Genomic DNA, 23,318 nt, shown 5'->3' with positions numbered 1-23,318 from the left:
AACGTGTTGCTTGCATCACAAGCTTGATCGGATGAACGGTGACCTGGCGCTCATCGTCGAGGAGGAACCAGATGGCCAACGTGGTGCCGGTGGACGAGTTCGCCACGGGCGAGTGGTACCCGGGGTACAAGCCGGAGCACTTCGACATGCCCTGGATCGTCGACGCGGCCAGCCCTTTCAAGCCCGGCGACGAGCAGGGCTTCTGGTTCCTCGACTTCCACTGGTCGCGCGGCCTGACGCCCCTCGCGGCCACGCTGTGGAGCGGTGACGGCTACTGCTGGGGCACCCAGCACGCCGCCGAGTCGCTGCCCCTGCCGCCCGGGCGCGGTGTGTCCGCGCGGTTCGCCGGCACCCACCTCTACGGCTCGGCCCTGCCCGAGACCGACCCGAACGAGATCGGGGCGCGCGCCAACCGCATCGCGACCAACCTCCCGCACTTCCTGCAGAACTACCGCAGCATCTGGGAGGGCGGGCGCGACGAGCTCGAGGCCACCTGGCAGTACTTCCGCGGTGTCGACTTCGCGGGCACGCCGGACCTCACGGACCTGCTGACCAAGGGCCGCCGCTACCACAAACGGGCCATGGAGATCCACTTCGGCGTCATGTACCCGATGCTCGCCAACTTCCTGGGCTTCTACGGGGCCTGCGCCGACATGGGGATCAACCCCAACGAGATCGGCAAGTTCCTCCAGGGCGAGGACACCAAGATCATGGAGACCGACCGCGGGCTCGCCCGGCTCGCGGCGCGGGCCCGCGCGGCGGGCCTGGAGCAGGTCTTCGAGACGAACGAGCCGCACACGCTGCGCGCCGCCCTGGGCCGCGAGCCGGGCGCCGGGACCTGGCTCACCGAGTTCGACGACTTCCTCCAGGTCTACGGCTGGCGGGCCGAGGCCACGTGCGACGTCGGCGTGCCGAGCTGGATCGAGGACAACACGATCCCGCTCGGGCTGATCAAGACCTTCCTCAAGAAAGAGGGCGAGCACGACTTCGAGGCCGCGGCCCGCAACGCGATGGCCGAGCGCGAGGAGGCCATCGAGAACGCGCGCGCCGGCCTCACGCGGGAGGAGCAGGCCGTCTTCGACGCGGGCCTGCAGTCCAACCTGGAGGCGAACTTCCCCTGGTGGCAGGACGACCACAACTACTACATCGACCTCAAGGTCATGCTCCCGCTGCGGTGGGGCTGCCAGGAGCTCGCGCGGCGCCAGGGCGCCGACCACCAGGACGACATGCTCTACCTGTTCTGGCCGGAGCTCATGGACGTCGTCCAGGGCCGCAAGCCCTTCGAGGGCGAGCTGAAGAGCCTGGTCGCCGAGCGCCGCCAGTACTTCGACCACTGGCACGCCAAGCGCGCCGAGATGCCGAAGGTGCTCGGGACGATCCCGGAGGCCGTCGAGGACCCGATCCTCATCGAGATCTTCGGGCTCAACCCGGGGTCGATCCGGGCCGTGCAGAACCCGGACGCCGCCAAGCAGACGGTGATGCAGGGGGTCCCCGCCGCCAAGGGCACCGCGCGCGGCATCGCCCGCGTGCTGCAGTCCTCCGACGAGATGCACCGCCTCGAGCCTGGCTCGATCCTCGTCTGCGAGTCGACCTCGCCGAGCTGGACGCCGGTCTTCGGCAAGATCGCCGGGGCGGCCTGCGACGGCGGCGGCATGCTCTCGCACGCGGCCATCGTCGGGCGCGAGTACGGCGTCCCCACGGTGACCGCACTCGGCGTCGCCACCCTCTCCATCGCCGACGGCGACGAGATCGAGGTCGACGGCAACACCGGCACCGTCACGATCCTCACGAAGGCCACCACCACCCGTGCGGACCCCGCCGGCGCCCCTGCGGGTGTCGCCGGGTGACCGCCGCCCCGGAGGCATCCATGACCACCCCCGGACCCGAGGACACGGCCGTCCACAGCTGCGAGGCCGTGGTCTGGCTCGACGAGGTCGACCCCGAGCGGGCGATCCGCGCCGGCGGCTCGAAGATGGGGCGCCTCGCCGAGCTGCTGGCCTCCGGGGTGCAGGTCCCGCAGGGGTTCGCCGTGACCGTCGACGCCTACGCGCGGCACTGCCGCGAGTCAGGGCTCGACGAGCGCATCGACGCCGTCGTCGCGCGCCTCGGCGGGGCGCCGGACGACGCGGCGGTGGAGGCGGCGTCGGCGGAGATCCGCGCGATGTTCCGCGAGACGCCGGTCTCCGAGCACCTCACGGGGCGGCTCACCGAGGCCTACGAGGAGCTGTGCCTGCGGTGCGTCGACGTCAACGTGCCGGTGGCGGTGCGCTCGTCGGCCACCGGCGAGGACGCCGCCGACGCCTCGTTCGCCGGCATCTTCGACACCTACCTCGGGGTCTCGGGCGTCGAGCGCGTGCTCGACGCCGTGCGCAACTGCTGGGGCTCGCTGTTCACCGGGCGCGCGCTGGCCTACCGCCTGCGCAAGGGCATCAGCCACCACGCGATGCCGATCGCCGTCGGGGTCATCGAGCTCATCCACGCCCGGGCGTCCGGGGTGGCGTTCTCGGTGCACCCGGTGACCGGGAAGACCGACCGCATCGTCATCGAGACCAGCTGGGGCTGGGGCGAGGCGATCGTGCAGGGCCTCGTCGACCCCGACCACGTGGAGGTCGGCAAGTCCGACGGCCGCGTGCTCAAGTACGACGTCGCGCACAAGCGGATCGTCTCGGCGTTCGACTTCGCGGTCGGCGCGGTCACCGAGATCGACATGCCGGCCAAGCTCGCCGACCGGCAGGTCCTCGACACCGAGCAGGTCGGGGCGATCGCGTCGGCGGTGCGGTCGATCGAGGACCACTACGGCCACCCGGTGGACGTCGAGTGGGTGATCAGCCGGCACCGGCGTCCGGGCGACCCCGTGTGCATCGTGCAGACCCGCCCGGTGACGGTGACCGCCGCGCCCGAGGATGCGGCGCCGGCGGCCTACGACCCGGTGGCCCTCGCCCAGAAGTACCTGTTCTCCGGCCGGCCCATCCCCGGGCGGTAGGCGCCGGTGTGACCCCCGGCCGCCCAGGCGTGAACGCCCGGGCGGCGGGGGAACACGCCCTCCGTCGTGCACGACCGGACGGAGGACACCATCAGCTCGTCGCCAGAGACCACCACCGGTACCCGACGGCGCGGCCTGCGCGGGCCCGCCGCGGCCGCCGTCGTCGCGAGCGCGTTCCTCGTCACGATGCTCGGGGCGACCCTGCCGACGCCGCTCTACCCGATCTACGAGCGCGAGCTCGGGTTCGGCGGGGTGATGGTCACGGTGGTCTTCGCGGCGTACGCGGTGGGCGTCATGGCGGCGCTGCTGCTGTTCGGGCGGCTCTCCGACCAGGTGGGGCGCCGCGCGGTGCTGCTGCCCGGCCTCGTGATCGCCGCGGTCTCGAGCGCCGTGTTCCTGATCCCCGACAGCACCACCGCGCTGTTCGTGGGCCGGGTGCTGTCCGGGCTGTCGGCCGGCATCTTCACCGGCACGGCCACCGCGGCCCTGGTCGACCTGGCGCCGGAGGGCCGCCAGGACCGCTACAGCCTGCTCGGCGCCTGCGTGAACATGCTGGGGCTGGGCCTGGGGCCGGTGGTCGCGGGAGCGCTCGCCGAGTACGCCCCGGCGCCGCTCGACCTGCCCTACCTCGTGCACATCGCGATGGTGCTCGTCGCCGGCGTGGCCGTCTGGATGATCGCCGAACCCATCGACGTCCCCGAGGGCCCGGTGCGCTGGCGCCCCCAGACGGTGTCCGTGCCGGCCGAGGTCCGCGGGGTGTTCGTGCGCGCCGCCATCGCCGGGTTCGCGGGCTTCGCCGTGCTCGGGCTCTTCACCGCCGTCTCCCCCGCCTTCCTCACGCAGGTGCTCGGGGAGCCCGACCACCTCGTCACCGGCCTCGTCGTGTTCACCCTGCTCGGGGCCTCGACGGTCGGACAGGTCGCGTCGTCGCGGGTCGGTCTCCGCCCGGCCCTGCTCACCGGCTGCGCCATCCTCGTGGCCGGCGCCCTCGTCGTGGGCGCCGGCATCGCGCTGGCGACGCTGTGGGTGCTCGTCGCCGGGGCCGTGGTGGCCGGGATCGGGCAGGGCATGAGCTTCCGCGCCGGCCTCGGGGCCGTGAACGCCGGCAGCCCGCCCGAGCGGCGGAGCGAGGTGGCGTCGAGCTTCCTCCTCGTCCTCTACGTCGGCATCTCGCTGCCGGTGATCGGCGAGGGCGTCGCGTCGGCGGCGTTCGGCCTGGTCACCGCGGGCGTCGTGTTCGCCGGGATCGTCGCGCTGCTGGCGCTGGTCGCCTTCGTCAGCCTGCTGCGGCAGCGCCCAGTCGCCGCGTGATCACCTCCGCGGTGTCGGTGACGAGGCTCGTGTAGCGGCGCAGGGTCGCCGCGGCCGCCCGGTCGACGGGCACCGCGACGCTCACCGCGGCCACCGCCTCGCCCGCGCCGTCGCGGACCAGCGCGCCCACCGACACCACGCCCAGCCGGCTCTCCTCGCGGTTGTCGGCCCAGCCCCGCGCGGCGATCTCGCGAAGCCGCCGGCGCAGGGTCGCCGGGTCGGCGATGGAGTGCGGGGTCGGGCGCTCCGGGGTCCAGGACGCCAGCCGCGCGTCGAGCTCCTCGGAGGGCAGCGCGGCGAGCAGCACCTTGCCGGTGCTCGTCGTCGTCGCCGGCAGCCGCATCCCGACGCGGGCGAAGATCCGCAGGGTGTGCGGGCTCTCCAGCCGCTCGACGTACACGGAGTCGAGCCCGTCGAGCACCGCGAGCTGCACGGTCTCGCCCGTGGCGTGGCGCAGGCCGGCCATGGCGGGCATCGCCGCCTCGTGCAGGCCGACGTGCGGGGCGACGCTGGCGCCGAGCTCGTGCACCGCGAGCCCCAGCCGGTAGGTGCCCGCGGGACCGCGCTCGAGCAGGCGCTCATCGGCGAGCGTGGCCAGGAGCCGGTGCACCGTGCTGGTGCCCAGGCCCAGCCGGCGGGCCAGCTCGGCCACCCCGAGCTCCCGGTCGACGATCGAGAACTCCTTGAGCAGGCGCGCGGCGTTGCGCACCGAGCCCAGCTCCCAGCTCGGCCGTCCCGCCACGGTGGGGGACGCTAGCCGGGGATCGGCGGCGCCGGGACCTCGAACGCGTTGAGCAGCGCCGACGTCGCCAGGTACATGCCGACGAGGTGGACCAGGTCGAGCACCCCGTCGCGGCCGAAGGCGTCCTGCGCCGCCGCGTAGGTCGCGTCCGCCACGCGGTGGGTGCGCACGAGCTCGTCGGCGAAGCGGTGTGCGGCGAGCTCGTCGGGCGCGAAGCCCGCGGTGTCCCCCGCGCGCAGCCCGGCGATGACGGTCTCGGAGAGGCCCACCGTCCGGGCCACCGCGACGTGGGCGTAGATCTCGTAGTCGGCCTGCCACGCCACCCCGACCGTGAGGATGACGACCTCGCGGATCGGCGCGGACAGCGACGAGCCGCGCTGGTCGGTCTGCACCCAGCGGTTGAACGCCCGCCCGGGCGCGGGGCGCAGCGCGAAGGCGTTGAACGGCCCGATCAGCCCGCCCTGGTCGTCGGTGGGCGCGAACCCGGAGCGCTCGGCCCAGCGCGCGGAGCGCTCCAGGATCTCGTCGCGGGCCGCGCGCTGGTCCTCGTCGAGGTCGAGGGACTCGTTGCGTGGCAGGCGCCCGCCCCAGTCGGCGGCGTCGGCGGCAGGGGTGATCGTCACCGGACCGACGCTAGCTCCCGGCGGACCGCGAGCGAGAGCCCCGCCGCCACGACGCACAGCGCGCCGGCCGACCACCAGGCACCGTCGTAGGTGCCGGTGACGTCCCGGATCACGCCGGCGCCGACCGCCGCGATCGCCGACCCGATCTGGTGGGCGGCGAACACCCAGCCGAAGACGATGGGCGCGCGGGACCCGAAGCGCTCGCGGCACAGTGCCACCGTCGGCGGCACCGTGGCGACCCAGTCGAGGCCGTAGAAGATGATGAACGCCCAGAGCGGCGGCGCCGCGGTCGGCGCGAGCAGGAACGGCAGGAAGGCCAGGGACGCGCCGCGCAGGACGTAGTAGGCGGCGAGCAGCTTGCGCGGGTCGACGCGGTCGGTGAAGTACCCCGAGGCGATGGTGCCGGCGACGTCGAACACCCCGACCACCGCCAGCAGCCCGGCGGCGGTGGTGGCGGGCATGCCGTGCTCGTGGGCGGCGGGCACGAAGTGGGTGTTGAGCAGGCCGACGGTGGTCGCCCCGCAGATCGCGAAACCGCCCGCGAGCAGCCAGAACGTGCCCGTGCGCGACGCGTCGCGCAGCACGGTGAGCGTGCGGCGCGCGGCTCCGCCCGTCAGCACCTCCTCGGGCTGCTCCTCGGCCGGGTCGGCGCCGTAGGCCACCGTCCCGACGTCGGACGGGCGGTCGCGCAGGAGCAGCAGCACCAGCGGCACCACCAGCAGCGCGCCGGCGGCGATCACCAGCGACGCCGCGCGCCAGCCCACCGAGCCCGCGAGCGAGGCCATCAGCGGCAGGAAGACGAGCCCGCCCGCGGCCTGGGCGGCGGTGAGCACGCCGGAGACGAGCCCGCGGCGGCGCACGAACCACCGGCCCGTCACCGTGGCGACGAACGCCAGCGCCATCGACCCCGTGCCCACCCCGACGAGCACGCCCCACAGCAGGACGAGCTGCCAGACCTCGCTCATGAACACGGTCAGCCCGCTGCCCGCGGCCACGAGCAGCAGCGCGATCGACACCACCCGGCGCATCCCGAAGCGCTCCATGAGCGCGGCGGCGAAGGGCGACACGACGCCGTAGAGCAGGAGGTTCAGCGACACCGCCGACGAGATCGTCGCGGTCGACCAGCCGAACTCGGCGTGCAGGGGGTCGATGAACACCCCGGGCGCCGACCGGAAGCCCGACGCCCCGAGCAGGGTCACGAACGCCGTCGCGGCCACCGCCCACGGCCAGGCGGAGGTACGGAGACGGGTCGGGCTCACCGGGGCGGTCTCGGTCACGGAGGTCGATCCTGCGGGGTCCGGGCCCCGCGGACCAGTGGCCCGAACGCCACTCCGTGCAAGAATCCGGCCATGCCCGGCCCCCGCCACGTCATCGCCGTCCTCGCCCTGCCCGAGGTCATCGGCTTCGACCTGCAGATCCCGCCCCAGGTCTTCGGGTCCGCCGAGGCCGGCGGGCGGCCGCTCTACGACGTGCGCGTCTGCGGGTTCGACGAGCGCGTGCCGACCACGGCCGGCTTCTCGCTCCTGCTCGAGCACGGCCCCGAGACGCTCGCCGCCGCGGACACGGTCATCGTCCCGGGCACCCGCTACGCCCCGGCCCGCCGCGACGGCGTGCTGCCCCCGGACGTGCAGGCGGCGCTCGACGCGGTGCCGGCCCACGCCCGCTGGCTGTCGATCTGCACGGGGGCGTTCGTGCTCGCCGCCGCCGGGCGCCTCGCGGGGCGCCGGGCGACCACCCACTGGGCCCACGCCGACGAGCTGCGCCGCCTGCACCCGGAGCTCGAGGTCGACGAGTCCGTGCTCTTCGTCGACGACGGCGACGTCGCGACCTCCGCGGGCCTCGCCGCCGGCCTCGACCTCTGCCTGCACGTGCTGCGCCGCGACCACGGCGCCGAGGTGGCCAACGCCGTCGCCCGCCACCTCGTCGTGGCCCCGTGGCGCGACGGCGGGCAGGCGCAGTTCATCGACCGGCCCCTGCCCGCCGACCGCGAGGGTTCGACGAGCGCGGTGCGGACCTGGGCGCTGGAGCACCTCGACGCGGACCTCGACGTCGCCGGGCTCGCGGCGCGGGCGGCGATGAGCGTGCGGACCTTCACCCGGCGCTTCCGCGCGGAGACGGGCACCTCGCCGCACGCGTGGCTGGTCGCCCAGCGCGTCGCCCGCGCCCGCCGCCTGCTCGAGGGCAGCGACCTGCCCGTCGACCGGGTGGCCGCGGCCGCGGGCCTCGGCACCGCGGCGTCGCTGCGCGCCCACCTCGCCGAGGACGTCGGCCTGTCCCCGCTGGCCTACCGGCGGCGCTTCCGGCGTCCGTACACCCCTGTACGGTAGGGCGTCCGTACAGTACTGTACGGACGCATGGCGACCGAGAAACGGCAGCTCACGGCCCACGACTGGGCCGCGGCGGCGCTGACGGCGATGGGCCGGGGCGGAGCGGCGGCCGTGGCCGTCGAGCCCCTGTCCAAGGTCCTCGGCGCCACCCGCGGCAGCTTCTACTGGCACTTCTCCTCGCGCGGCGACCTCGTGCGGGCCGCGCTCGCGCTGTGGGAGCGGCGCGAGACCGAGGACGTCATCGCCTGGGTCGAGGCCGTCGACGGGCCGCGCGAGCGCCTCCGGACGCTGCTGCTCGGGGCCCTGCGGCGGACCTCCGGACCCTCGGCCGAGGTCGAGCTCGCGCTGCAGGCCAGCGTCGACGACCCGGACGTCGCCGAGGCGCTGGCCCGGGTCACCGCCCGGCGGCTGGAGTACCTCGCCGCGCAGTTCGCCGCGCTGGGCCACGACGACGCGGACGCCCGCGAGCGCGCGGTCATGGCCTACAGCGCCTTCCTCGGCCACACCCAGCTGGTGCACGCGACCCCGTCGCTCGCTCCCTCCGGCGACGACCTGGCCGGGTACGCCGACCGCTGGATCGCCCGGCTCACCGAGGACGCGCCCGTCCCGGCCGTGGGGGGTGCCCGGTGAGCACCACCGTGGGGCGCGCGCTGCAGGTCGTCGCCCTCGGGCACGCGGCCGTCGGCACCTGGCTCTACCGCGACGTCCTCGCCGAGGTCGGGCGCGACGTCCGGACGCGGGGCCCGGGCGCCCTCCGGGGCGCCGTCCCCGACCGCGGCGACCGCGCGACGGCCTTCTGGTTCCTCGTCGCGGCTCCCGCGCTGTGGACCGTCGGGCGCACGCTGACCCCGGGCGACCGGGTCGGCGGCGGCGTCCTCGCCCTCACCGGCGTCGCCGGCAGCGTGCTCATGCCGGGCGGCTGGCCCGCCGTCGCCGTCCTCGGCACGTGGGCGGCGCTCGCCCCCACCCGTCCGGAGGAGGCGCCGTGACCCCGGTGACCGAGCACGTGGGCGTCGCGGTCGCCCCCGCCGGGGTCCTGGAGCGCAGCTCGCTGGACCACCCCGCCTACCTCGACCACTACGCGCTCCCCACCGACCCGGGCCCCTGGACCGCCGAGCAGTGGGCGCGGGTGATGTTCTCCGACGTCGGGGGCGCCCGCGCGCAGGCGATCTGGCGGACGCTGATGCTGCGGATCGACCCGCGGCCGTCCCCGGACCGCGTCGCCGGGTGGCGCCTCGACGCCGTCGGCGACGACTGGGTCCGCCTGCACGCGGAGTCCTGGTGGGGCCGCGCCCAGCTGATCGTCCGCCACGGCGACGGCGCCCTGGCGCTGACGACGGTCATGGCGTACGACCACCCGGCCGCCCGGGTGATCTGGGGCGCCGCGTCCGCGGTGCACCGCCGGGTGGTCCCCGGGCTGCTCCTCGGCACGCGACGGACCCTCGAGCGCCGGCGCGTCTGAGGTCCCATCCCGCGGAGCGGGACAACGCTCTTCTCCGGGGGCGGGCGGCTCCCTAGCGTCGGGGTCACCGCCACACGCCCCGGAGGGCCGCATGCTGACCGCCGAGCAGAACGAGGAACTCACCGCCGTCGAGGCCGGCACGCCGATGGGCGAGGTGCTGCGCTGCTACTGGTACCCGGTGGCGTTCACCCGCGAGCTCGAGGAGTTCCCAGTCAAGCGCGTCGAGCTGCTCGGCGACTTCTTCGCGCTGTGGCGCTCGCCGTCCGGGAAGTACGGGATCATCCCGGAGCCCTGCCCGCACCGGAAGGCGTCGATGGCCTACGGCGTCGTCGAGGGCGACGGGCTGCGCTGCCCGTACCACGGCTGGAAGTTCGACACCGACGGCGCGTGCACCGACCAGCCGGCGGAGAAGGACAACACCAACTTCCAGGAGCGGGTGCGCGCCACGGCCGGGAAGGTCGAGGAGCTCGGCGGGCTCGTGTGGGCCTACGTCGGGCCCGACCCCGCCCCGCTGCTCCCCCGCTTCGACGTCTACGTCATGGACGGCTACCGCGACATCGGCTGGGCCGACATCCCCTGCAACTACGTGCAGGTCATGGAGAACGCCGTCGACCCGCATCACGTCGAGCACCTGCACGGGCGCTACTTCGAGTTCATCGGCAACCACGAGGGCTTCGTCGCGCCGGCGTCGTTCGGCAAGAAGCACCAGCGCATCGGCTTCGACGCCTTCGCGTGGGGCATCATCAAGCGCCGCGTACTCGCCGGGGCGTCGGAGGACAACGACGACTGGAAGGTCGGCCACCCGCTCGTCTTCCCGTACAACATGCGCGTCGGCGGCGGCGGCATCCACCAGATGCAGATCCGCGTGCCGATCAACCGCACCACCACGCGGTTCATGCTCTACACCGTGCACGCCCCCGAGGGGTACGAGCCGGTGGCGCAGCAGGCGATCCCCGACTACGAGATCCCGGTGTTCGACGGCCGCGGCAACCACGTCGTCGACTACGTCGAGGGCCAGGACATCATGGCCTGGGTGACCCAGGGGCCGATCACCGACCGCACCACCGAGCACCTCGGCCGCTCGGACATCGGCGTGGCGCTGCTGCGCAAGATGTTCCGCCAGGCGATGCAGGCCGTCGCCAAGGGCGAGGACCCGCTGGGCACGATCCGCGAGCCGCACGAGCGCATCGACCTGCCCTGCGAGAAGGACAAGTTCCACGCCGGCGCCGCGGAGTTCGCGCTGGACTTCTGCGCCATGGGCTCCACGCGCTACTCCCCCGAGCTGGAGACCATCCGCACGGTCCACATCTCCGCCGCCGAACGGGCCGCCGCGGACAAGGACGCCGGGCGCTCGCCGTTCACGCCCGAGGGCGGCATCGGCACCGCCACCCTCGCGCCCGGCACGGACGCCCAGGTGGACTCGGGACTGATCCCCCGGTGACGGTGCCCGACGGCTCGCCCGGGGCGAAGATCGACCGGCGCTTCGCCGCCGACGTCGAGGCCCACCGCCGCGACGCGCCGCGGTTCTGCCCGTCGTGCGCGCGGGACCTGGGACTCGCCAACGAGTTCTGGGAGGGCGACCAGCGACGCTTCTACTGCTGGTGCGCCTCGTGCGACTGGACGGGCGAGGTCACGACGACGGGCAGCACCGCGATCGGCCACGAACCCGGGCATTAGTCGCGCCGAGGAGGTCCGGTCGTCAGCGCTCCTGCGTCGCGCTGCCCACCGACCTCCGGCGCGCTCCGGGGGGTCGCCGTGGTCTCACTGATCGACAGCGATGTTCCAGCCGGTGAGGGTGCCGCGGTCGACGGCCACGTCGTCGACGACCTCGAGCGTCCACGGCCCGGAGGTCGACTGCCCGACCAGCGAGGCCAGCGGGCCGCCCTGCCGGCTGTCGAGGTTGATCTGCAGGTTGGGCTGCGACCGGTTGCACGAGTCGCTGTCGGCGATCACCGCGGAGGCGCCCTGCGGCGAGCGCAGGGTGACGACGAGGTCGCACGTGTAGGTGTGGTTGATCGACACGCCGACCCGGATCGCGGACGCCGTGCCGGAGCCGTCGAGGGTGAGCGTGTCGGTGACGCCGGTGGGGGTGTCGTCGGGGATCGACACCGAGCGCGAGGACGTGGCGGTCACCGTGCCGCCACTGCCCAGCCCGATGACGAGCACGACCGCGACGACCAGCACCACCACGAGCGCGACGCCGCCGAGGATCCAGGGCAGCGCCTTGTTCTTCTTGGGCGGCTGGCCGTAGCCGCCGTACCCGGGCTGGCCGTACTGCGGCCCGTAGCCCTGCTGGCCGTACTGGGGCTGGCCGTAGCCCGGCTGGCCGTACCCCGGTTGGCCGTAGCCCTGCTGCCCGTAGGGCTGCTCCTGGTACCCCGAGCCCCCGTAGTACGGCTGCGCGCCGGACTGCCCGTACCCGGGCTGGCCGTAGCCCTGCTGCGGTCCCGTGCCGCCGTAGTACGGCTGCGGCCCGGACTGGCCGTACTGCCCCTGCTGCCCGTACTGGCCCTGCTGCTGCCCGCCCCACGCCGAGGGGTCGGCCTGCGGGCCGTACTGGGTGGGCTGGGCGCCGAAGGGCTCGTTGCGCTGGGGGTCCTCGGACCCGGAACCACCGAAGGGGGAGGACACGCGCGGCAGCATACGTTCCGGTGCCGACGCCCACGCCCCACCCCGACACACCCGGCGATGGGCCGTCCGGGTGACGTGCGCGGCGACGGCGTCGCGGATCGGGCGAACCGGACGGGCCGGGGCGGGTCACTCCCGGGCGTGGGCGCGCAGGCGCTCCGACCACGACATCGCGCGCGCGGGCTCGCCGACGTCGGCGTAGGTCACGCCGTCGATCTCGCGGACCGGGTGGACCCGCAGGACGTGCTGCGGGGAGGTGTCGCACGCGCCGGTGTCGAGGTCGAACCGGTACCAGTGCCAGGGACACACGAGGACCCGGTCCTCGCGCACCCAGCCCTCCTCGAGCGGCCCGCCGTTGTGCGGGCACCGCGCGTCGACCACCCGGAGGCCGTCGGACAGCGCGAGCACGACGAAGCGCCGGCCGTCGTCGGTCGTGACGACGCCCGGCCCGTCGACGCGCACGAGGCTCACCTCTGACCCGACGCCCTCAACGCGGCGAGCGACTCACCCCCGACGAACCAGTGCTCGGGCTCGCACTCGGTGACGACGACCCGCACGTTCCCCGCGGGCGCCCCGACCGCCCGCGAGACGGCGGCGGTCACCTCCTCCCCCAGCGCGGCGAGCTGCTCGGGGCTGCGGCCCCGGGCGAGGGTGATCTGCACGAGCGGCACGTTCGGCCTCCGTTGCTATGTGAGTGATCTTTGGGCCCATAGGCCCAAAGATCGCTCACGTACAGGCGAGCTCGACCGTCCCGAGGCGGTCGATCGAGACGGTGACGACGTCGCCGGGGGCGACGGGGGTCGCGGCGGTGAGGCCGCCGGACAGGACGACCTCGCCGGCGGCCAGGCCCTCGCCCGACGCCGCGAGGCGGCGCACCAGCCAGGCGACGGCGGCCGCGGGGTGGCCCAGCGACGCCGCGCCCGAGGCCGTGGCCACGAGCCGGCCGTTCTTCTCCAGCAGCACGCCGACCAGCCGCACGTCGATCCCCGCCGGCGGCACCGGGGTGCCGACGACGAAGCGGGCGGCCGAGGTGTTGTCGGCGACGACGTCGGCCATCGTGAAGCGGTAGTCGCGGAACCGGGAGTCGAGGATCTCGATGCCCACCGCGAGCCCCGACGTCGCGGACAGCACGTCCGCAGCCGTGACGTACTCGCCGGCGAGGTCGCGGCCCAGCACGAAGACGATCTCGGGCTCGGCGCGGGGCTGGATCAGCTCGCCGGTGCGCAGCGGCACGCCCAGGTCCAGCGCGCCGGTGCCGCGCAGGAACCCGCACACCGGGTCGGACACCCCGACCTGGGCCTGCTTGGCCCGCGAGGTCACGCCCAGCTTCCAGCCCACCCGGGGCCCCGCCTGCTCGCGCAGCACGCGCTGCACGGCGTAGCCGGTCTCGAGGTCGAGGTCGGAGACGTCGTCGGTGAGCGGCTCGATCGCGGTCCGCTCGGTGACGGCCTTCGTCAGCCGCGCCGCCAGCTCCTGCACGTCGGCCATCAGGACTCCTCCACGCGGATCGTCACCGGACCGAGCCGGTCGAACTCGGCCCGGAACACGTCGCCCGCGGCCAGCGGCACGGCCGCGTGCAGGGCACCGGTCATGATCAGGTGGCCGGGCTCGAGCGCCACCCCGACCTCGCCGAGCACGTTGGCCAGCCAGGCGACGACGGCCAGCGGGTCGCCGAGCGCGGCCGCGCCGGCCCCGGTGTCGACCAGCTCGCCGTTGCGCGTGAACGTCATCCCGATCAGCCGGGTGTCGAGCCCGGGGAGCGGGACCAGCCGCGACGACACCGCGACGGCGCCGTTGGAGGCCATGTCGGCGACGGTGTCGGCGAGCTTGATGCGCCAGTCGGCGATGCGGGAGTCGACGATCTCCATGGCCGCCGCGACCCCGGCCACCGCGGGCGCGACGTCGGTCGGCGTGACGCCCGGGCCCTGCAGCCGGGACCCGAGGACGAACACGATCTCGGCCTCGACCTTGGGCGCGATGAAGCGGGACAGCGGGATGGCGTCGCCGTCCCGGTACACCGTCGACGCGAGCACGGGGCCGTAGTCCGGGGTGTCGATGCCTATCATCTTCTGCATCGCCGCCGACGTGACGCCGACCTTGTGCCCCACCACGCGGTCGCCGTCGGCGAGCAGCAGCGGCACCAGCTCCTGCTGGATCGCGTAGCCGTCGGCCATGTCCAGCTCGGGCTCGGCGTCGGTGAAGGGCGCGATCGGCACGCGGGTGCGGCGCGCCTCGTACAGCGCGCGCGCCTTGTCGGCGGCGTCGGTGACGGGCACTCAGCTCTCCTTCTCGAGCAGGGGGGACTCCTCGGACCAGCCCAGGCGTCGGGACACGGCCTCGCCGGCCTCGACGACGGTGCGCGCGAGGCGCTTGCGGTGCATGGCCTTGAACCGGGTCACCGGGGCGCCGATCCCGATGGCGGCGACGACGGCGCCGCGCACGTCGCGGATGGGCGCGGCGAGCGACGCGATCCCGATCTCGCGCTCGTCGACGGCGTCGGCCCAGCCGCGGGCGCGCACGGTCACCAGCGCCCGGCGCAGCTCGTCGGGGTCGGTGAGCGTGTGCGGGGTGTGGCGGTGCAGCGCAGCGGTGGCGAGGAAGCGCTCGCGCACCGGCTCGGGCGCGAAGGCCAGGAGCACCTTGCCCGAGCTGGTGCAGTGCACGGGCACCCGGCGGCCGGTCTCGGTGAACAGGCGCAGCGCGTGACTGGACTCGAGCCGGTCGACGTAGACGACGTCGTGCCCGTCGAGCATCCCGACCTGCGCGGACTCCCCCGTCTCCTCCCTCAGGTGGGCGAGCACGGAACCGGCCGCGGCGTGCAGGTCCATGTGGACGCGCACCGCCTCGCCCAGCTCGAACACCACGAGGCCCAGCCGGTAGCCGCCCGTGCCCGGGTCCTGCTCGACGAGGCCCTCCGCGGCCAGCGTGGTCAACAGCCGGTGCACCGCGCTCTTGCCCAGGCCCAGGCGCCGGGCGAGCTCCGAGACCCCCAGCGACTCCTCGCGGGTGAGGAACGCCTTGAGCAGCCGCGCGGCGTTGGTGACCGTCTGCAGCGGCGCATCGCTCACGCCGGCTCCCGGGTGAAGGCCTCGAGCAGCACCTTGCGCACCCCGTCCGGGTCGGGCGTCGCGCCGGGGCGCAGCGAGGCGTCCACGGCCTCGCCGACGGCCGCGTCGTGGGGGCGGATCGCGCGGGCGAGCAGCACCTGGGCGCGCGGCAGGCCCGCGACCGCCGCGCCCTCCATCTCGTCGACCAGCGCCTCGCGGCCGCGGGCCCGGTCGCGCAGGCGCTCGAAGTCGCGCGCCACGGCGGAGTGCGCGCTGGCCAGCCCCGAGCCGACGTGGCCCGCGTGGTGCGGCGTCAGACCGGAGCCGGGCTGGGTGACCACGTGGTAGACGGTCGTCGCGATCCCCAGCGCGCCCCGGACCTTCTCCGACGCCGGCCCCTCGGACTCGTCGATCAGTCCCAGCGCCGGGACGACCACGGGGTCGTAGAACCGCACGGTCCACTCGAGGCCCTCGAGCGCGCCCGTGAGCTCGACCTCCTGGCCCCGCGGCGGCCCGAGGGACTCGGTGGTGGCGAGGACGTGCAGGTTGCGCGCGCCGACCGCGGCGACGGTGAACCGGCCCGCCGCCAGCAGCGGCAGCCGGCCCTGCACCGCGGGCGGGAAGGTGGACGCCTGCTTGAGGTACGCGCCGTGGATCCCCTCGACGTAGCCGGCGACCGCGCGGCGCATCGCCTCCGGGTCCGCCACGCCCACCACCTCCGTCAACCCCCCACGTTCCGCACATCGGAACGGCTGTCCTTCCTTGCGGAACGCTAGGGCGGTTAGCGTCGTCCCGTCAAGGAAGCCCGGCCTGCTCGAGAGGGAGACGCCGCATGGGGATCCTGCGCCTGGCCCACGTCGACGTCCGCACGCCCGACCTGGACCTGTCGGCCGCCTACTACACCGAGGTGATGGGTCTCCAGCAGGTGGCGCGCACCGACGACACCGTCTACCTCAAGTGCTGGGACGAGGAGGACCACCACTCGCTGCGGATGCGCTACAACCCGCGGACGGGCCTGGACTCCTTCACCTTCCGCGTCGAGCAGGAGGACGACCTCGCCGAGTTCGAGAAGAAGGTCGAGGCCTACGGCTGCCCGACGCAGCGGGTCAGCCGCGGTGGCGCGGTCGGCCAGGGCGAGTCGATCCGTTTCGAGGTCCCGTCCGGCCAGATCATGGAGCTGGTCTGGGACATCGAGAAGACCGGCAACATGCTGGGCAAGCACAACCCCTCGCCGATCCCGCCGCCCGACCTCCCGGGCATCGCCCCGCCGCGGATGGACCACATGCTGGTCAACGCGGAGGAGGTCGCCGAGGCCGGGAGCTTCTTCATCGACGTGCTCGGTATGCGGATGACCGAGCAGGTGCTCGACGGCAACGGCCACCAGCTCGGCGTGTGGCTCGCGGGCAACACGCACTCGCCCCACGACATCGCCATCGTCAACGGCCCGAACGGCGCGCTGCACCACTGGGCGTACTGGCTCGACGACTGGGACCACGTGCGCAAGGCCGCCGACACGCTCGCCTACAACGGCGTGCAGATCGACCAGGGCCCGACGCGCCACGGCGTCACGCGCGGCAACACCATCTACTTCTTCGACCCGCTCGGCATCCGCAACGAGGTCTTCACCGGCGGCTACTGGGTCGACCCCGACACCGAGATCCTCACCTGGACCGAGGACAACTTCGGCAAGGGCCTCTTCTACTACGAGAACGTCATCAGCCAGCGGTTCCTGCGGATGCACACGTAAGGGGACTCGGACATCGTGGCCACCACCTCCGACCGGATCATCCGGCTGCAGCACGTCGAGGTCCGGGTCCCCGACCTGGAGCTCGCGACCGCCTACTACACCGAGGTCCTGGGCCTCATCGAGACCGCGCGCGACGAGCGCGACGGGGCTCCGCGGGTGTTCCTCAAGTGCTGGGACGAGCGCGAGCACCACTCGGTGATCCTGCGCGAGGCCCCCACCTACGGCCTCGACCACATGTCGTTCAAGCTCAACGAGGCGAGCGACCTCGACCACTTCACCGCGAAGCTCGAGGCCGCCGGCGTGCCGGTCAAGCGCTACGCCCTCCGCGAGCTCGGGCCGGGCTGGGGCGAGGCGATCCGCTTCGACTCCCCGTCGGGCCACCTCGTCGAGCTGACCCACGGCACCGAGCGCATCGGCAACATGCTGCCGAAGACGAACCCGCCGCCCCGGCCGCAGGACCTCATCGGGATCGCTCCCCCGCGCCTGGACCACCTGTTCGTCATGGCCGAGGACGTCGAGGCGTTCACCGCGTTCTTCTGCGAGCTGCTCGAGTTCCGGCTCACCGAGCAGATCCTCGCCAACGACGGCCACCAGCTCGCGACGTTCCTCGAGCACTCGCACACCCCGCACGACATCGCCGTCATCACCGGTCCGAACGGGGCGCTGCACCACTTCGCGTTCTGGCTCGACGACTGGAACGGCATCCGCGACGCGGCGGACACGCTGGCGTACCACGGGGTGAACATCGACGTGGCGCCCACGCGGCACGGCGTCACCCGCGGGTACACCACGTACTTCTTCGACCCGGCGGGCAACCGCAACGAGCTCTTCACCGGCGGCTACTGGGTCGACCCCGACTTCGAGCCGATCACCTGGACCGAGGAGGAGATGGGGCGGGCCATCTTCTACTACCACCGCCAGGTCAACGAGCGCTTCTTCACGGTCCACTCATGACCGGCGTCGACGACCGCACCGACCCCCGGGCGGTCCACCGCTACGAGGCCCCGGACTACCTGTCGCGCTACCGCGCGCGCCGCGGCGGCGCGAAGGACCCGGAGTCGGACCGGGCGAGCGCGGCGGCCGCGCCGGCCGCGCCGGAGGCGCCGCCCGAAGGGGACGGCCTGCCGCTCTACCTGCGCCGCTTTCGCGACCGGGGCTCGGCGCCCGGCGGCGGGGCGGCCACCGTCGAGTACGAGGGCAAGCACTTCAGCCCGGCGCTGGCCGAGGCCAGCCGGGGCAAGGAGATCGCCGCACCGGTCGAGCGGCGCGCGTCGGAGAAGATCGTCTGCGAGATCTCGATCATCCGGCACGGCATCACCCAGGGCTACTCCACCGACGCCGGCCTGACGCCGATGGGCGGCTGGCAGGCCCACCGGCGCGGCCACGAGCTGGCGCGGCGGTTCGACGCCGGAGACCGCGTGCGGCTGGTCTGCGCCGACACCAACCGCGCGCGCCAGACCGCCGACCAGCTCTACCGCGGGGTGACCGACGGGCTGGAGATGTGGGGCATCGACGCCGAGATCACCGAGAAGGAGCCGATCGGAGAGCTGCGCAACTTCGGGGTCTGGACCCCGGACGGCCTGCGCGACGTCACCTCGGCGTTCCGCCAGTACCAGGCGACCAACGAGACCCTCGAGCGCCTCGCCGTCGGCGACCGGCCGCGCTGGCTCGTCGAGATCGACCGCTTCTACCGCACGCAGCTGGGCGGGGCGGACCCGATCCAGGAGTGGCTGACGGTCCCGATGATGTACTTCGAGCCGCCGGCGATGTGCGTGCGGCGGTTCTGGCGCGGGTTCCACCGGTTGATCACCGAGTCGACGCAGCCCGACGGCTCGATCAGCCACCGCCGGATCCTCGCCGCGACCCACTCCGGGCCGATGCGCGCGTTCGCCACCTGGGCGCACGGCTACGACCCGGGCGAGCCGCTGAACACCGAGGAGATCCGCGTGAAGGTGCGCGAGGGCGCCCGGAGCGCCTTCGTCTCCTACCGCAACCGCGTCACCGAGGTGAACGTCCCACCGCCCGACGAGTTCCCGCAGTGGGAGGCCTGAGCCGTGAGCGTGCTGTCCCTCCCCCCGCTCGAGCTCGGCCCCGGCGGCCCGCCCGAGGACGACTCGCCGCTGCGGTCGGTCTCCACCGCCGTCGCGGTGCTCGACTGCTTCGCCGACGAGGCCGAGCTCGGCGCGACGCGCGTCGCCGCGCGCCTGGGCATCGCCAAGAGCACGGCGTGCCGGATGCTCGCCGCGCTGGCCACCGGCGGGCTGCTCGAGCGCACCGGCTCCGGCCGCTACCGGCTGGGCCTGCGCCTGTTCGAGTACGGCCAGCTCGCGGTCGACCGGCTGATGCTGCGCGACGTGGCCCTGCCCGCGATGGGCGAGCTGCGCGAACTGCTCCGCGAGACCGTGCAGCTCGGCGTCGTGGTGGGCACCGACGTGCTCTACGTCGAGCGCACCGAGGCCGCCGGGATGAACGTGCGCTTCCGCAGCGAGCACCGCCGCAACCCGGCGCACTCGTCGAGCACGGGGCGCGTCCTCGCCGCCGCGGACCCGGCGCTGGTCACGGCGATCCTCGAGCGCGGCCTGCGCCGGTACACGCCGTTCACGGTGGTCGACCCGCTGCGCTACCGGCAGATCCTCGCCCAGACCCGCGAGCAGGGCTACGCGACCTCGCGCGAGGAGTTCGAGCCCGGCTGGTCGTCGCTCGCGGCGCCGATCGCGCTGACCCGCAGCGGGCGTCCCCACCCGGTGGCGGCGCTGTCGGTCGTCGGCGTGACCTCGCGGGTGCTCGGCCCGCGCAAGCCGGCGGTCGTCCAGGGGCTGCGGCGCGCCGCGGCCCGCATCTCGGCGGACCTGGAGCGCGCCCGCAGCTGATCCGGATCTACTTCGGGTCGAGCACGAACACCGGGATCTCGCGGCTCGTGTTCGCCTGGTACTCGGCGTACGACGGGAACACCGCGACGGCGCGCTCCCACCACCGCGCCCGCTCGTCGCCGGAGACCTCGCGGGCGACGAAGGTGCCGGTCTCGGTGCCGTCCTGGAGCGTGACCTCCGGGTTCGCCTTGATGTTCGCGTACCAGACGGGGTTCTCGGGCGCCCCGCCCTTGGACGCGACGACGGCGTAGCTCCCGTCGTGCTCCACCCGCATCACCGGGGTGTAGCGGAGCTTGCCGCTCTTCGCCCCGCGCAGCGTCAGCAGGACGACCGGGGCGCCGCGGACCTCGACGCCCTCCGTGGTCCCGTTCTGCACGATCTTCTCGGTCTGCTCCCGGACCCAGCCGGTCGGGCTGGCCTCCACCTGGTTCTCCGTCACGTCGGCCGCAACCCCCGTTCCCGCGTCGTTGTTCCGCGGCCCGGGTAGCCACGGGATCGTGCCTGCGACCGACCCCGCACCCGAGACGCGCCCCGACGAGGACGCCCCCGACCCCGCGCGGTGGCGGGCGCTCGCCGTCTGCATGCTCGCCGGCGTCATGATCTTCGTCGACGTGAGCATCGTGAACGTCGCGCTGCCCTCGTTCCGCACCGGTCTCGGCGCGGGCCCGGCCGACCTGTCCTGGATCGTCGCCGGCTACACGCTGACGTTCGGGCTCGCGCTGGTCCCCGCCGGGCGCCTCGGTGACGCGCGGGGCCGCAAGCGCGTGCTCGTCGCGGGCCTGGTGCTCTTCGCGCTCGCGAGCCTCGCCGCCGGGCTGGCGCAGAGCCCGCTGTGGCTCGTGGTCGCCCGCCTGGTGCAGGGCGTCGCGGGCGGGCTGGTGAACCCGCAGCTCCTCGGGCTCATCCAGCAGATGTTCCGCGGCCGCGAGCGGGGCACCGCGTTCGGCGTCTTCGGGGCGGTCAACGCCTCCTCGACCGCCGTCGGTCCCCTCCTGGGCGGCCTGATCATCCAGCTCGGCGGTCCGGCTGAGGGCTGGCGCTGGGTCTTCCTCGTCAACCTGCCCCTCGCGGCCATCGCGCTGGTGCTGGCCCCGCGCCTGCTGCCTGCCGACCCCGACCGGGCGCAGCGGTCGCGCGCCTCGCTGGACCCCGTCGGCGCCGTGCTCCTGGGCCTCGCGGTGTTCGGCGTCCTGCTGCCCGTCGTGCTCGCCGAGCGGGACCCCGCGAGCGCGCCCTGGTGGACCGCGGCCGTCGGCGTCGTCGTCGCCGTGGGCTTCGTCGCCTGGGAGCGCCGCTACGCCCGCGGCGGACGCGAGCCGCTGGTCAACGAGCGGGTGCTGCGCAGCCCCGGCTACGTCCTCGGCACCGGCCTCGGCACGCTCTACATGGCGGGGTCGACGGCGATCTTCTTCGTGCTCACGGTCTACCTGCAGCAGGGGCTCGGCTACTCCCCGCTGCTCGCCGGGCTCGCGACCATGCCCTACGCGGTCGGGTCGGCGGTGGCCGCGGCGTGGGGCGGGCGGATCGTGGTCCGCGTCGGGCGCCCGCTCGTGGTGGCGGGCACGCTCGTCATGGCCGCCGGGATCGCGGCCACCCTCGTGGTCGTCCGGCTGCGCACCGACCCCTCGACGGGCCTGTTCACCGCCCTCCCGCTGCTCGTCGCGGGGATCGGGAGCGGCCTGGTGATCACCCCGAACCAGGCGCTGACCCTGCAGGACGTGCCCGTCGACCAGGGCGGCACCGCGGGCGGGATGCAGCAGACGTCGCAGCGCATCGGGTCCTCGATCGGCATCGCCCTGGTCGCCACCGTGTTCTTCGCGGCCCTGTCCGCCTCCGGCGAGCAGTACGGGACGGCGCTGGCCGCGGGCCTGCTCGTCGTCCTCGCCTGCGTGCTCGCGGCCTTCGCCCTCGGACTCGTCGACGTCGTGCGCCGCCGCCGCACCCGGCCGGACGTCACCCCCGCGGCCCTCGGCTCGGGGATCGCGTCGGGCACGGGCACCGACCCGGGGCCCGACGACGCCGAGGTCCACGCGCACGCCGTCCACGGGCACGCCCACCCCCACTGAGGCCCTCCCCGGGCCGTTCGGCTGGCGGGAACAGGGTGGTGCCGACCACCCGGGGGCGCTCCTAGCGTCGGGGCCATGCAGCGCAGCACCGACCGCGTCCTGACGACCCACGTCGGCAGCCTCGCCCGCCCCGAGCCCCTGCTGGACACCATGCGGGAGAAGGAGCACGGCCGGCCCTACGACCACGACCTCTTCGCCCGGCAGGTGACCGAGGCCGTCGCCGACGTCGTCGCCCGGCAGCGCGAGGCGGGGATCGACGTCGTCACCGACGGCGAGATGGGCAAGGTCAGCTTCGCGACCTACATCCAGCGCCGGCTCGACGGCTTCGCCCCCGACTCGGGCGAGCGCCTGCTCCCGCCGTCCTGGCAGGTCGAGATCGACGCCTTCCCCGACTACTACGAGGGCTACCTCGGCAAGTACACGAAGACCGTCGCGCCGATGCAGAGCATCGCCTGCGTCGGGCCGGTCCGCTACACCGGCCACGACGAGCTGCAGACCGACATCGCGAACCTGCACAAGGCCCTCGCCGGGGTCAGCGGCGTCGCCGAGGCGTTCATGCCCTCCACCTCGCCCCGCGGGTTCGGGCGCAACGAGTACTACGCCACCGAGCGCGAGTACTACGAGGCCGTCGGCGAGGCGCTGCGCGAGGAGTACCTGGCGATCGTCGACGCCGGGCTGCTGCTGCAGGTCGACGACCCGTGGCTCATCGAGATCCTCTCGGACCCGACCCTCGACGCCGCCGAGCGCGACCGCACCGCGCGCGAGCACGCCGAGATCGTCAACCACTCCCTGCGCGGCATCCCGACCGACCGCATCCGGCTGCACACCTGCTACGGCCTCAACCACGGCCCGCGCATCCACGACATCGGGATGGGCGAGGTCGCGCCGTACATGCTCGGCATCCAGGCGGGCGCGTACTCGTTCGAGGTCGCCAACCCGCGGCACATGCACGAGTGGAGGATCTGGGAGGACCTCCCGCTGCCCGACGGCGCGGTGCTGATCCCCGGCCTGCTCGGGCACGCCCAGAACTACGTGGAGCACCCGGAGCTGATCGCCGACATGATCGGCTGGTACGCCTCCTGCGTCGGGCGCGAGAACGTGGTCGCGGGTGCGGACTGCGGGTTCTCGTCGCGGGCGAGCTACTCCCCCGAGGTGCACCCGAGCGTGGTGTGGGAGAAGTTCCGGGCGCTCTCGCAGGGTGCGGCGATCGCTACCCAGCGGCTCTGGACCTGAGCGAACGGGAAAGGGGAGACGGGGCGAGCCACATCCCCCCGGAGCGGCTCTGGAGCCCCGCCTCCCCTTCCCGTCGCGCGCCCGGCCGCAGGGGGCCAGGGCGAGCGAGGACGCCGGAGCGACGACCCCCCGACCATCCCCCGACGACCGCCGTCCCGCCCTCGGCCGGAAGCTTCGCCGATCAACCAGTGCGGCCACATCAGCAGAAATGACTAGGCCGCCCGGCGGCCGCCTCGACGGCTGGACGCCGCGCCCGGGCGCCGCCTAGCGTCCCGGGAC

At 74.0% G+C, this 23,318-nt stretch carries 25 protein-coding genes and 1 pseudogene; 15 read left to right on the top strand and 11 right to left on the bottom strand.

Annotated features, from left to right (window positions below):
* Positions 1-71: 71 nt before the first annotated feature.
* From ACQPX6_RS13175 to ACQPX6_RS13165, 3 genes are all read left to right on the top strand, one after another.
* On the top strand, positions 72-1,847 hold the full coding sequence (locus tag ACQPX6_RS13175; protein ID WP_433787766.1) for a PEP-utilizing enzyme: 1,776 nt from the start codon (positions 72-74) through the stop codon (positions 1,845-1,847).
* Positions 1,848-1,867: 20 nt separating this feature from the next.
* Positions 1,868-2,983, top strand: a complete 1,116-nt coding sequence (locus ACQPX6_RS13170; protein WP_433787765.1) for a PEP/pyruvate-binding domain-containing protein — start codon at positions 1,868-1,870, stop codon at positions 2,981-2,983.
* Between the two features lie 66 nt (positions 2,984-3,049).
* A complete protein-coding gene (locus ACQPX6_RS13165; RefSeq protein ID WP_433787764.1) occupies positions 3,050-4,294 on the top strand; it encodes an MFS transporter in 1,245 nt (414 codons plus the stop codon).
* Here the strand turns inward: ACQPX6_RS13165 and ACQPX6_RS13160 are convergent.
* From ACQPX6_RS13160 to ACQPX6_RS13150, 3 genes are read right to left on the bottom strand one after another with little or no spacing between them, the layout of a single operon-like run.
* The gene (locus ACQPX6_RS13160) at positions 4,260-5,036 is read right to left on the bottom strand and encodes an IclR family transcriptional regulator (protein WP_433787763.1); all 777 of its coding nucleotides are present in this window, start codon (positions 5,034-5,036) and stop codon (positions 4,260-4,262) included. The two genes, ACQPX6_RS13165 and ACQPX6_RS13160, sit on opposite strands and share 35 nt — an antisense overlap.
* 11 nt (positions 5,037-5,047) lie before the next feature.
* Entirely contained in the window at positions 5,048-5,659 is a 612-nt protein-coding gene (locus ACQPX6_RS13155; protein ID WP_433787762.1) for a carboxymuconolactone decarboxylase family protein, read from the bottom strand.
* Positions 5,656-6,936, bottom strand: coding sequence for an MFS transporter (locus ACQPX6_RS13150; RefSeq protein ID WP_433787761.1), 1,281 nt, complete (start codon positions 6,934-6,936; stop codon positions 5,656-5,658). The genes ACQPX6_RS13155 and ACQPX6_RS13150 overlap by 4 nt, the downstream gene beginning before the upstream one ends.
* 72 nt (positions 6,937-7,008) lie before the next feature.
* Between ACQPX6_RS13150 and ACQPX6_RS13145 the strand changes: the two genes are divergently transcribed.
* From ACQPX6_RS13145 to ACQPX6_RS13120, 6 genes are all read left to right on the top strand, one after another.
* On the top strand, positions 7,009-7,986 hold the full coding sequence (locus ACQPX6_RS13145) for a GlxA family transcriptional regulator (protein WP_433787760.1): 978 nt from the start codon (positions 7,009-7,011) through the stop codon (positions 7,984-7,986).
* Positions 7,987-8,013: 27 nt separating this feature from the next.
* Entirely contained in the window at positions 8,014-8,616 is a 603-nt protein-coding gene (locus ACQPX6_RS13140; protein ID WP_433787759.1) for a TetR/AcrR family transcriptional regulator, read from the top strand.
* Complete coding sequence (locus ACQPX6_RS13135) at positions 8,613-8,975, top strand: DUF6463 family protein (RefSeq protein WP_433787758.1); 363 nt, start codon at positions 8,613-8,615, stop codon at positions 8,973-8,975. Before ACQPX6_RS13140 ends, ACQPX6_RS13135 begins: the two co-directional genes overlap by 4 nt.
* Positions 8,972-9,448, top strand: coding sequence for a hypothetical protein (locus ACQPX6_RS13130; protein ID WP_433787757.1), 477 nt, complete (start codon positions 8,972-8,974; stop codon positions 9,446-9,448). The genes ACQPX6_RS13135 and ACQPX6_RS13130 overlap by 4 nt, the downstream gene beginning before the upstream one ends.
* A 91-nt stretch (positions 9,449-9,539) precedes the next feature.
* On the top strand, positions 9,540-10,889 hold the full coding sequence (locus tag ACQPX6_RS13125) for a Rieske 2Fe-2S domain-containing protein (protein ID WP_433787756.1): 1,350 nt from the start codon (positions 9,540-9,542) through the stop codon (positions 10,887-10,889).
* The gene (locus ACQPX6_RS13120; protein WP_433787755.1) at positions 10,886-11,125 is read left to right on the top strand and encodes a hypothetical protein; all 240 of its coding nucleotides are present in this window, start codon (positions 10,886-10,888) and stop codon (positions 11,123-11,125) included. Before ACQPX6_RS13125 ends, ACQPX6_RS13120 begins: the two co-directional genes overlap by 4 nt.
* A gap of 84 nt (positions 11,126-11,209) precedes the next feature.
* Here ACQPX6_RS13120 and ACQPX6_RS13115 read toward each other — a convergent pair whose 3' ends face one another.
* The 7 genes and pseudogenes from ACQPX6_RS13115 to ACQPX6_RS13085 form a co-directional block, all read right to left on the bottom strand.
* On the bottom strand, positions 11,210-12,079 hold the full coding sequence (locus tag ACQPX6_RS13115) for a proprotein convertase P-domain-containing protein (RefSeq protein WP_433787754.1): 870 nt from the start codon (positions 12,077-12,079) through the stop codon (positions 11,210-11,212).
* A 126-nt stretch (positions 12,080-12,205) separates the two neighbouring features.
* Positions 12,206-12,538 carry a Rieske (2Fe-2S) protein gene (locus ACQPX6_RS13110; RefSeq protein ID WP_433787753.1) on the bottom strand — a complete coding sequence of 111 codons (333 nt, stop codon included), beginning with the start codon at positions 12,536-12,538 and terminating at the stop codon, positions 12,206-12,208.
* Positions 12,539-12,543: 5 nt separating this feature from the next.
* Positions 12,544-12,750: pseudogene (locus ACQPX6_RS13105) on the bottom strand (2-hydroxymuconate tautomerase); the annotation flags it as partial.
* A gap of 52 nt (positions 12,751-12,802) precedes the next feature.
* Positions 12,803-13,564, bottom strand: a complete 762-nt coding sequence (locus ACQPX6_RS13100) for a 2-keto-4-pentenoate hydratase (RefSeq protein ID WP_433787752.1) — start codon at positions 13,562-13,564, stop codon at positions 12,803-12,805.
* The gene (locus ACQPX6_RS13095; RefSeq protein ID WP_433787751.1) at positions 13,564-14,352 is read right to left on the bottom strand and encodes a 2-keto-4-pentenoate hydratase; all 789 of its coding nucleotides are present in this window, start codon (positions 14,350-14,352) and stop codon (positions 13,564-13,566) included. Before ACQPX6_RS13095 ends, ACQPX6_RS13100 begins: the two co-directional genes overlap by 1 nt.
* Entirely contained in the window at positions 14,353-15,144 is a 792-nt protein-coding gene (locus ACQPX6_RS13090; protein WP_433787750.1) for an IclR family transcriptional regulator, read from the bottom strand.
* The gene (locus tag ACQPX6_RS13085) at positions 15,141-15,830 is read right to left on the bottom strand and encodes a hypothetical protein (protein WP_433787749.1); all 690 of its coding nucleotides are present in this window, start codon (positions 15,828-15,830) and stop codon (positions 15,141-15,143) included. Before ACQPX6_RS13085 ends, ACQPX6_RS13090 begins: the two co-directional genes overlap by 4 nt.
* A 125-nt stretch (positions 15,831-15,955) precedes the next feature.
* Between ACQPX6_RS13085 and ACQPX6_RS13080 the strand changes: the two genes are divergently transcribed.
* The 4 genes from ACQPX6_RS13080 to ACQPX6_RS13065 are packed head-to-tail and all read left to right on the top strand — an operon-like array spanning position 15,956 to position 19,740.
* A complete protein-coding gene (locus ACQPX6_RS13080) occupies positions 15,956-16,870 on the top strand; it encodes a catechol 2,3-dioxygenase (protein ID WP_433787748.1) in 915 nt (304 codons plus the stop codon).
* Between the two features lie 15 nt (positions 16,871-16,885).
* Positions 16,886-17,824, top strand: a complete 939-nt coding sequence (locus ACQPX6_RS13075) for a catechol 2,3-dioxygenase (protein WP_433787747.1) — start codon at positions 16,886-16,888, stop codon at positions 17,822-17,824.
* Positions 17,821-18,921, top strand: coding sequence for a histidine phosphatase family protein (locus tag ACQPX6_RS13070; RefSeq protein WP_433787746.1), 1,101 nt, complete (start codon positions 17,821-17,823; stop codon positions 18,919-18,921). The genes ACQPX6_RS13075 and ACQPX6_RS13070 overlap by 4 nt, the downstream gene beginning before the upstream one ends.
* Before the next feature lie 3 nt (positions 18,922-18,924).
* Positions 18,925-19,740 (top strand): IclR family transcriptional regulator, encoded by an 816-nt coding sequence (locus tag ACQPX6_RS13065; RefSeq protein ID WP_433787745.1) that lies wholly within the window; start codon positions 18,925-18,927, stop codon positions 19,738-19,740.
* 7 nt (positions 19,741-19,747) lie between these two features.
* Here ACQPX6_RS13065 and ACQPX6_RS13060 read toward each other — a convergent pair whose 3' ends face one another.
* Positions 19,748-20,179: a nitroreductase family deazaflavin-dependent oxidoreductase gene (locus ACQPX6_RS13060; protein ID WP_433787744.1), complete on the bottom strand. Its 432-nt coding sequence runs from the start codon at positions 20,177-20,179 to the stop codon at positions 19,748-19,750.
* A 58-nt stretch (positions 20,180-20,237) separates the two neighbouring features.
* Here ACQPX6_RS13060 and ACQPX6_RS13055 point away from each other — a divergent pair, with 58 nt between their 5' ends.
* Together ACQPX6_RS13055 and ACQPX6_RS13050 are read left to right on the top strand one after the other, a co-directional pair.
* The gene (locus ACQPX6_RS13055) at positions 20,238-21,806 is read left to right on the top strand and encodes an MFS transporter (RefSeq protein ID WP_433787743.1); all 1,569 of its coding nucleotides are present in this window, start codon (positions 20,238-20,240) and stop codon (positions 21,804-21,806) included.
* Positions 21,807-21,881: 75 nt separating this feature from the next.
* Positions 21,882-23,039, top strand: coding sequence for a cobalamin-independent methionine synthase II family protein (locus ACQPX6_RS13050; protein WP_433787742.1), 1,158 nt, complete (start codon positions 21,882-21,884; stop codon positions 23,037-23,039).
* Positions 23,040-23,318: the final 279 nt, after the last annotated feature.

It is taken from the genome of Actinomycetospora sp. CA-101289, from assembly GCF_050955895.1.
Lineage (GTDB): Bacteria > Actinomycetota > Actinomycetes > Mycobacteriales > Pseudonocardiaceae > Actinomycetospora.
This window is presented reverse-complemented; position numbering and strand designations above follow the sequence as displayed.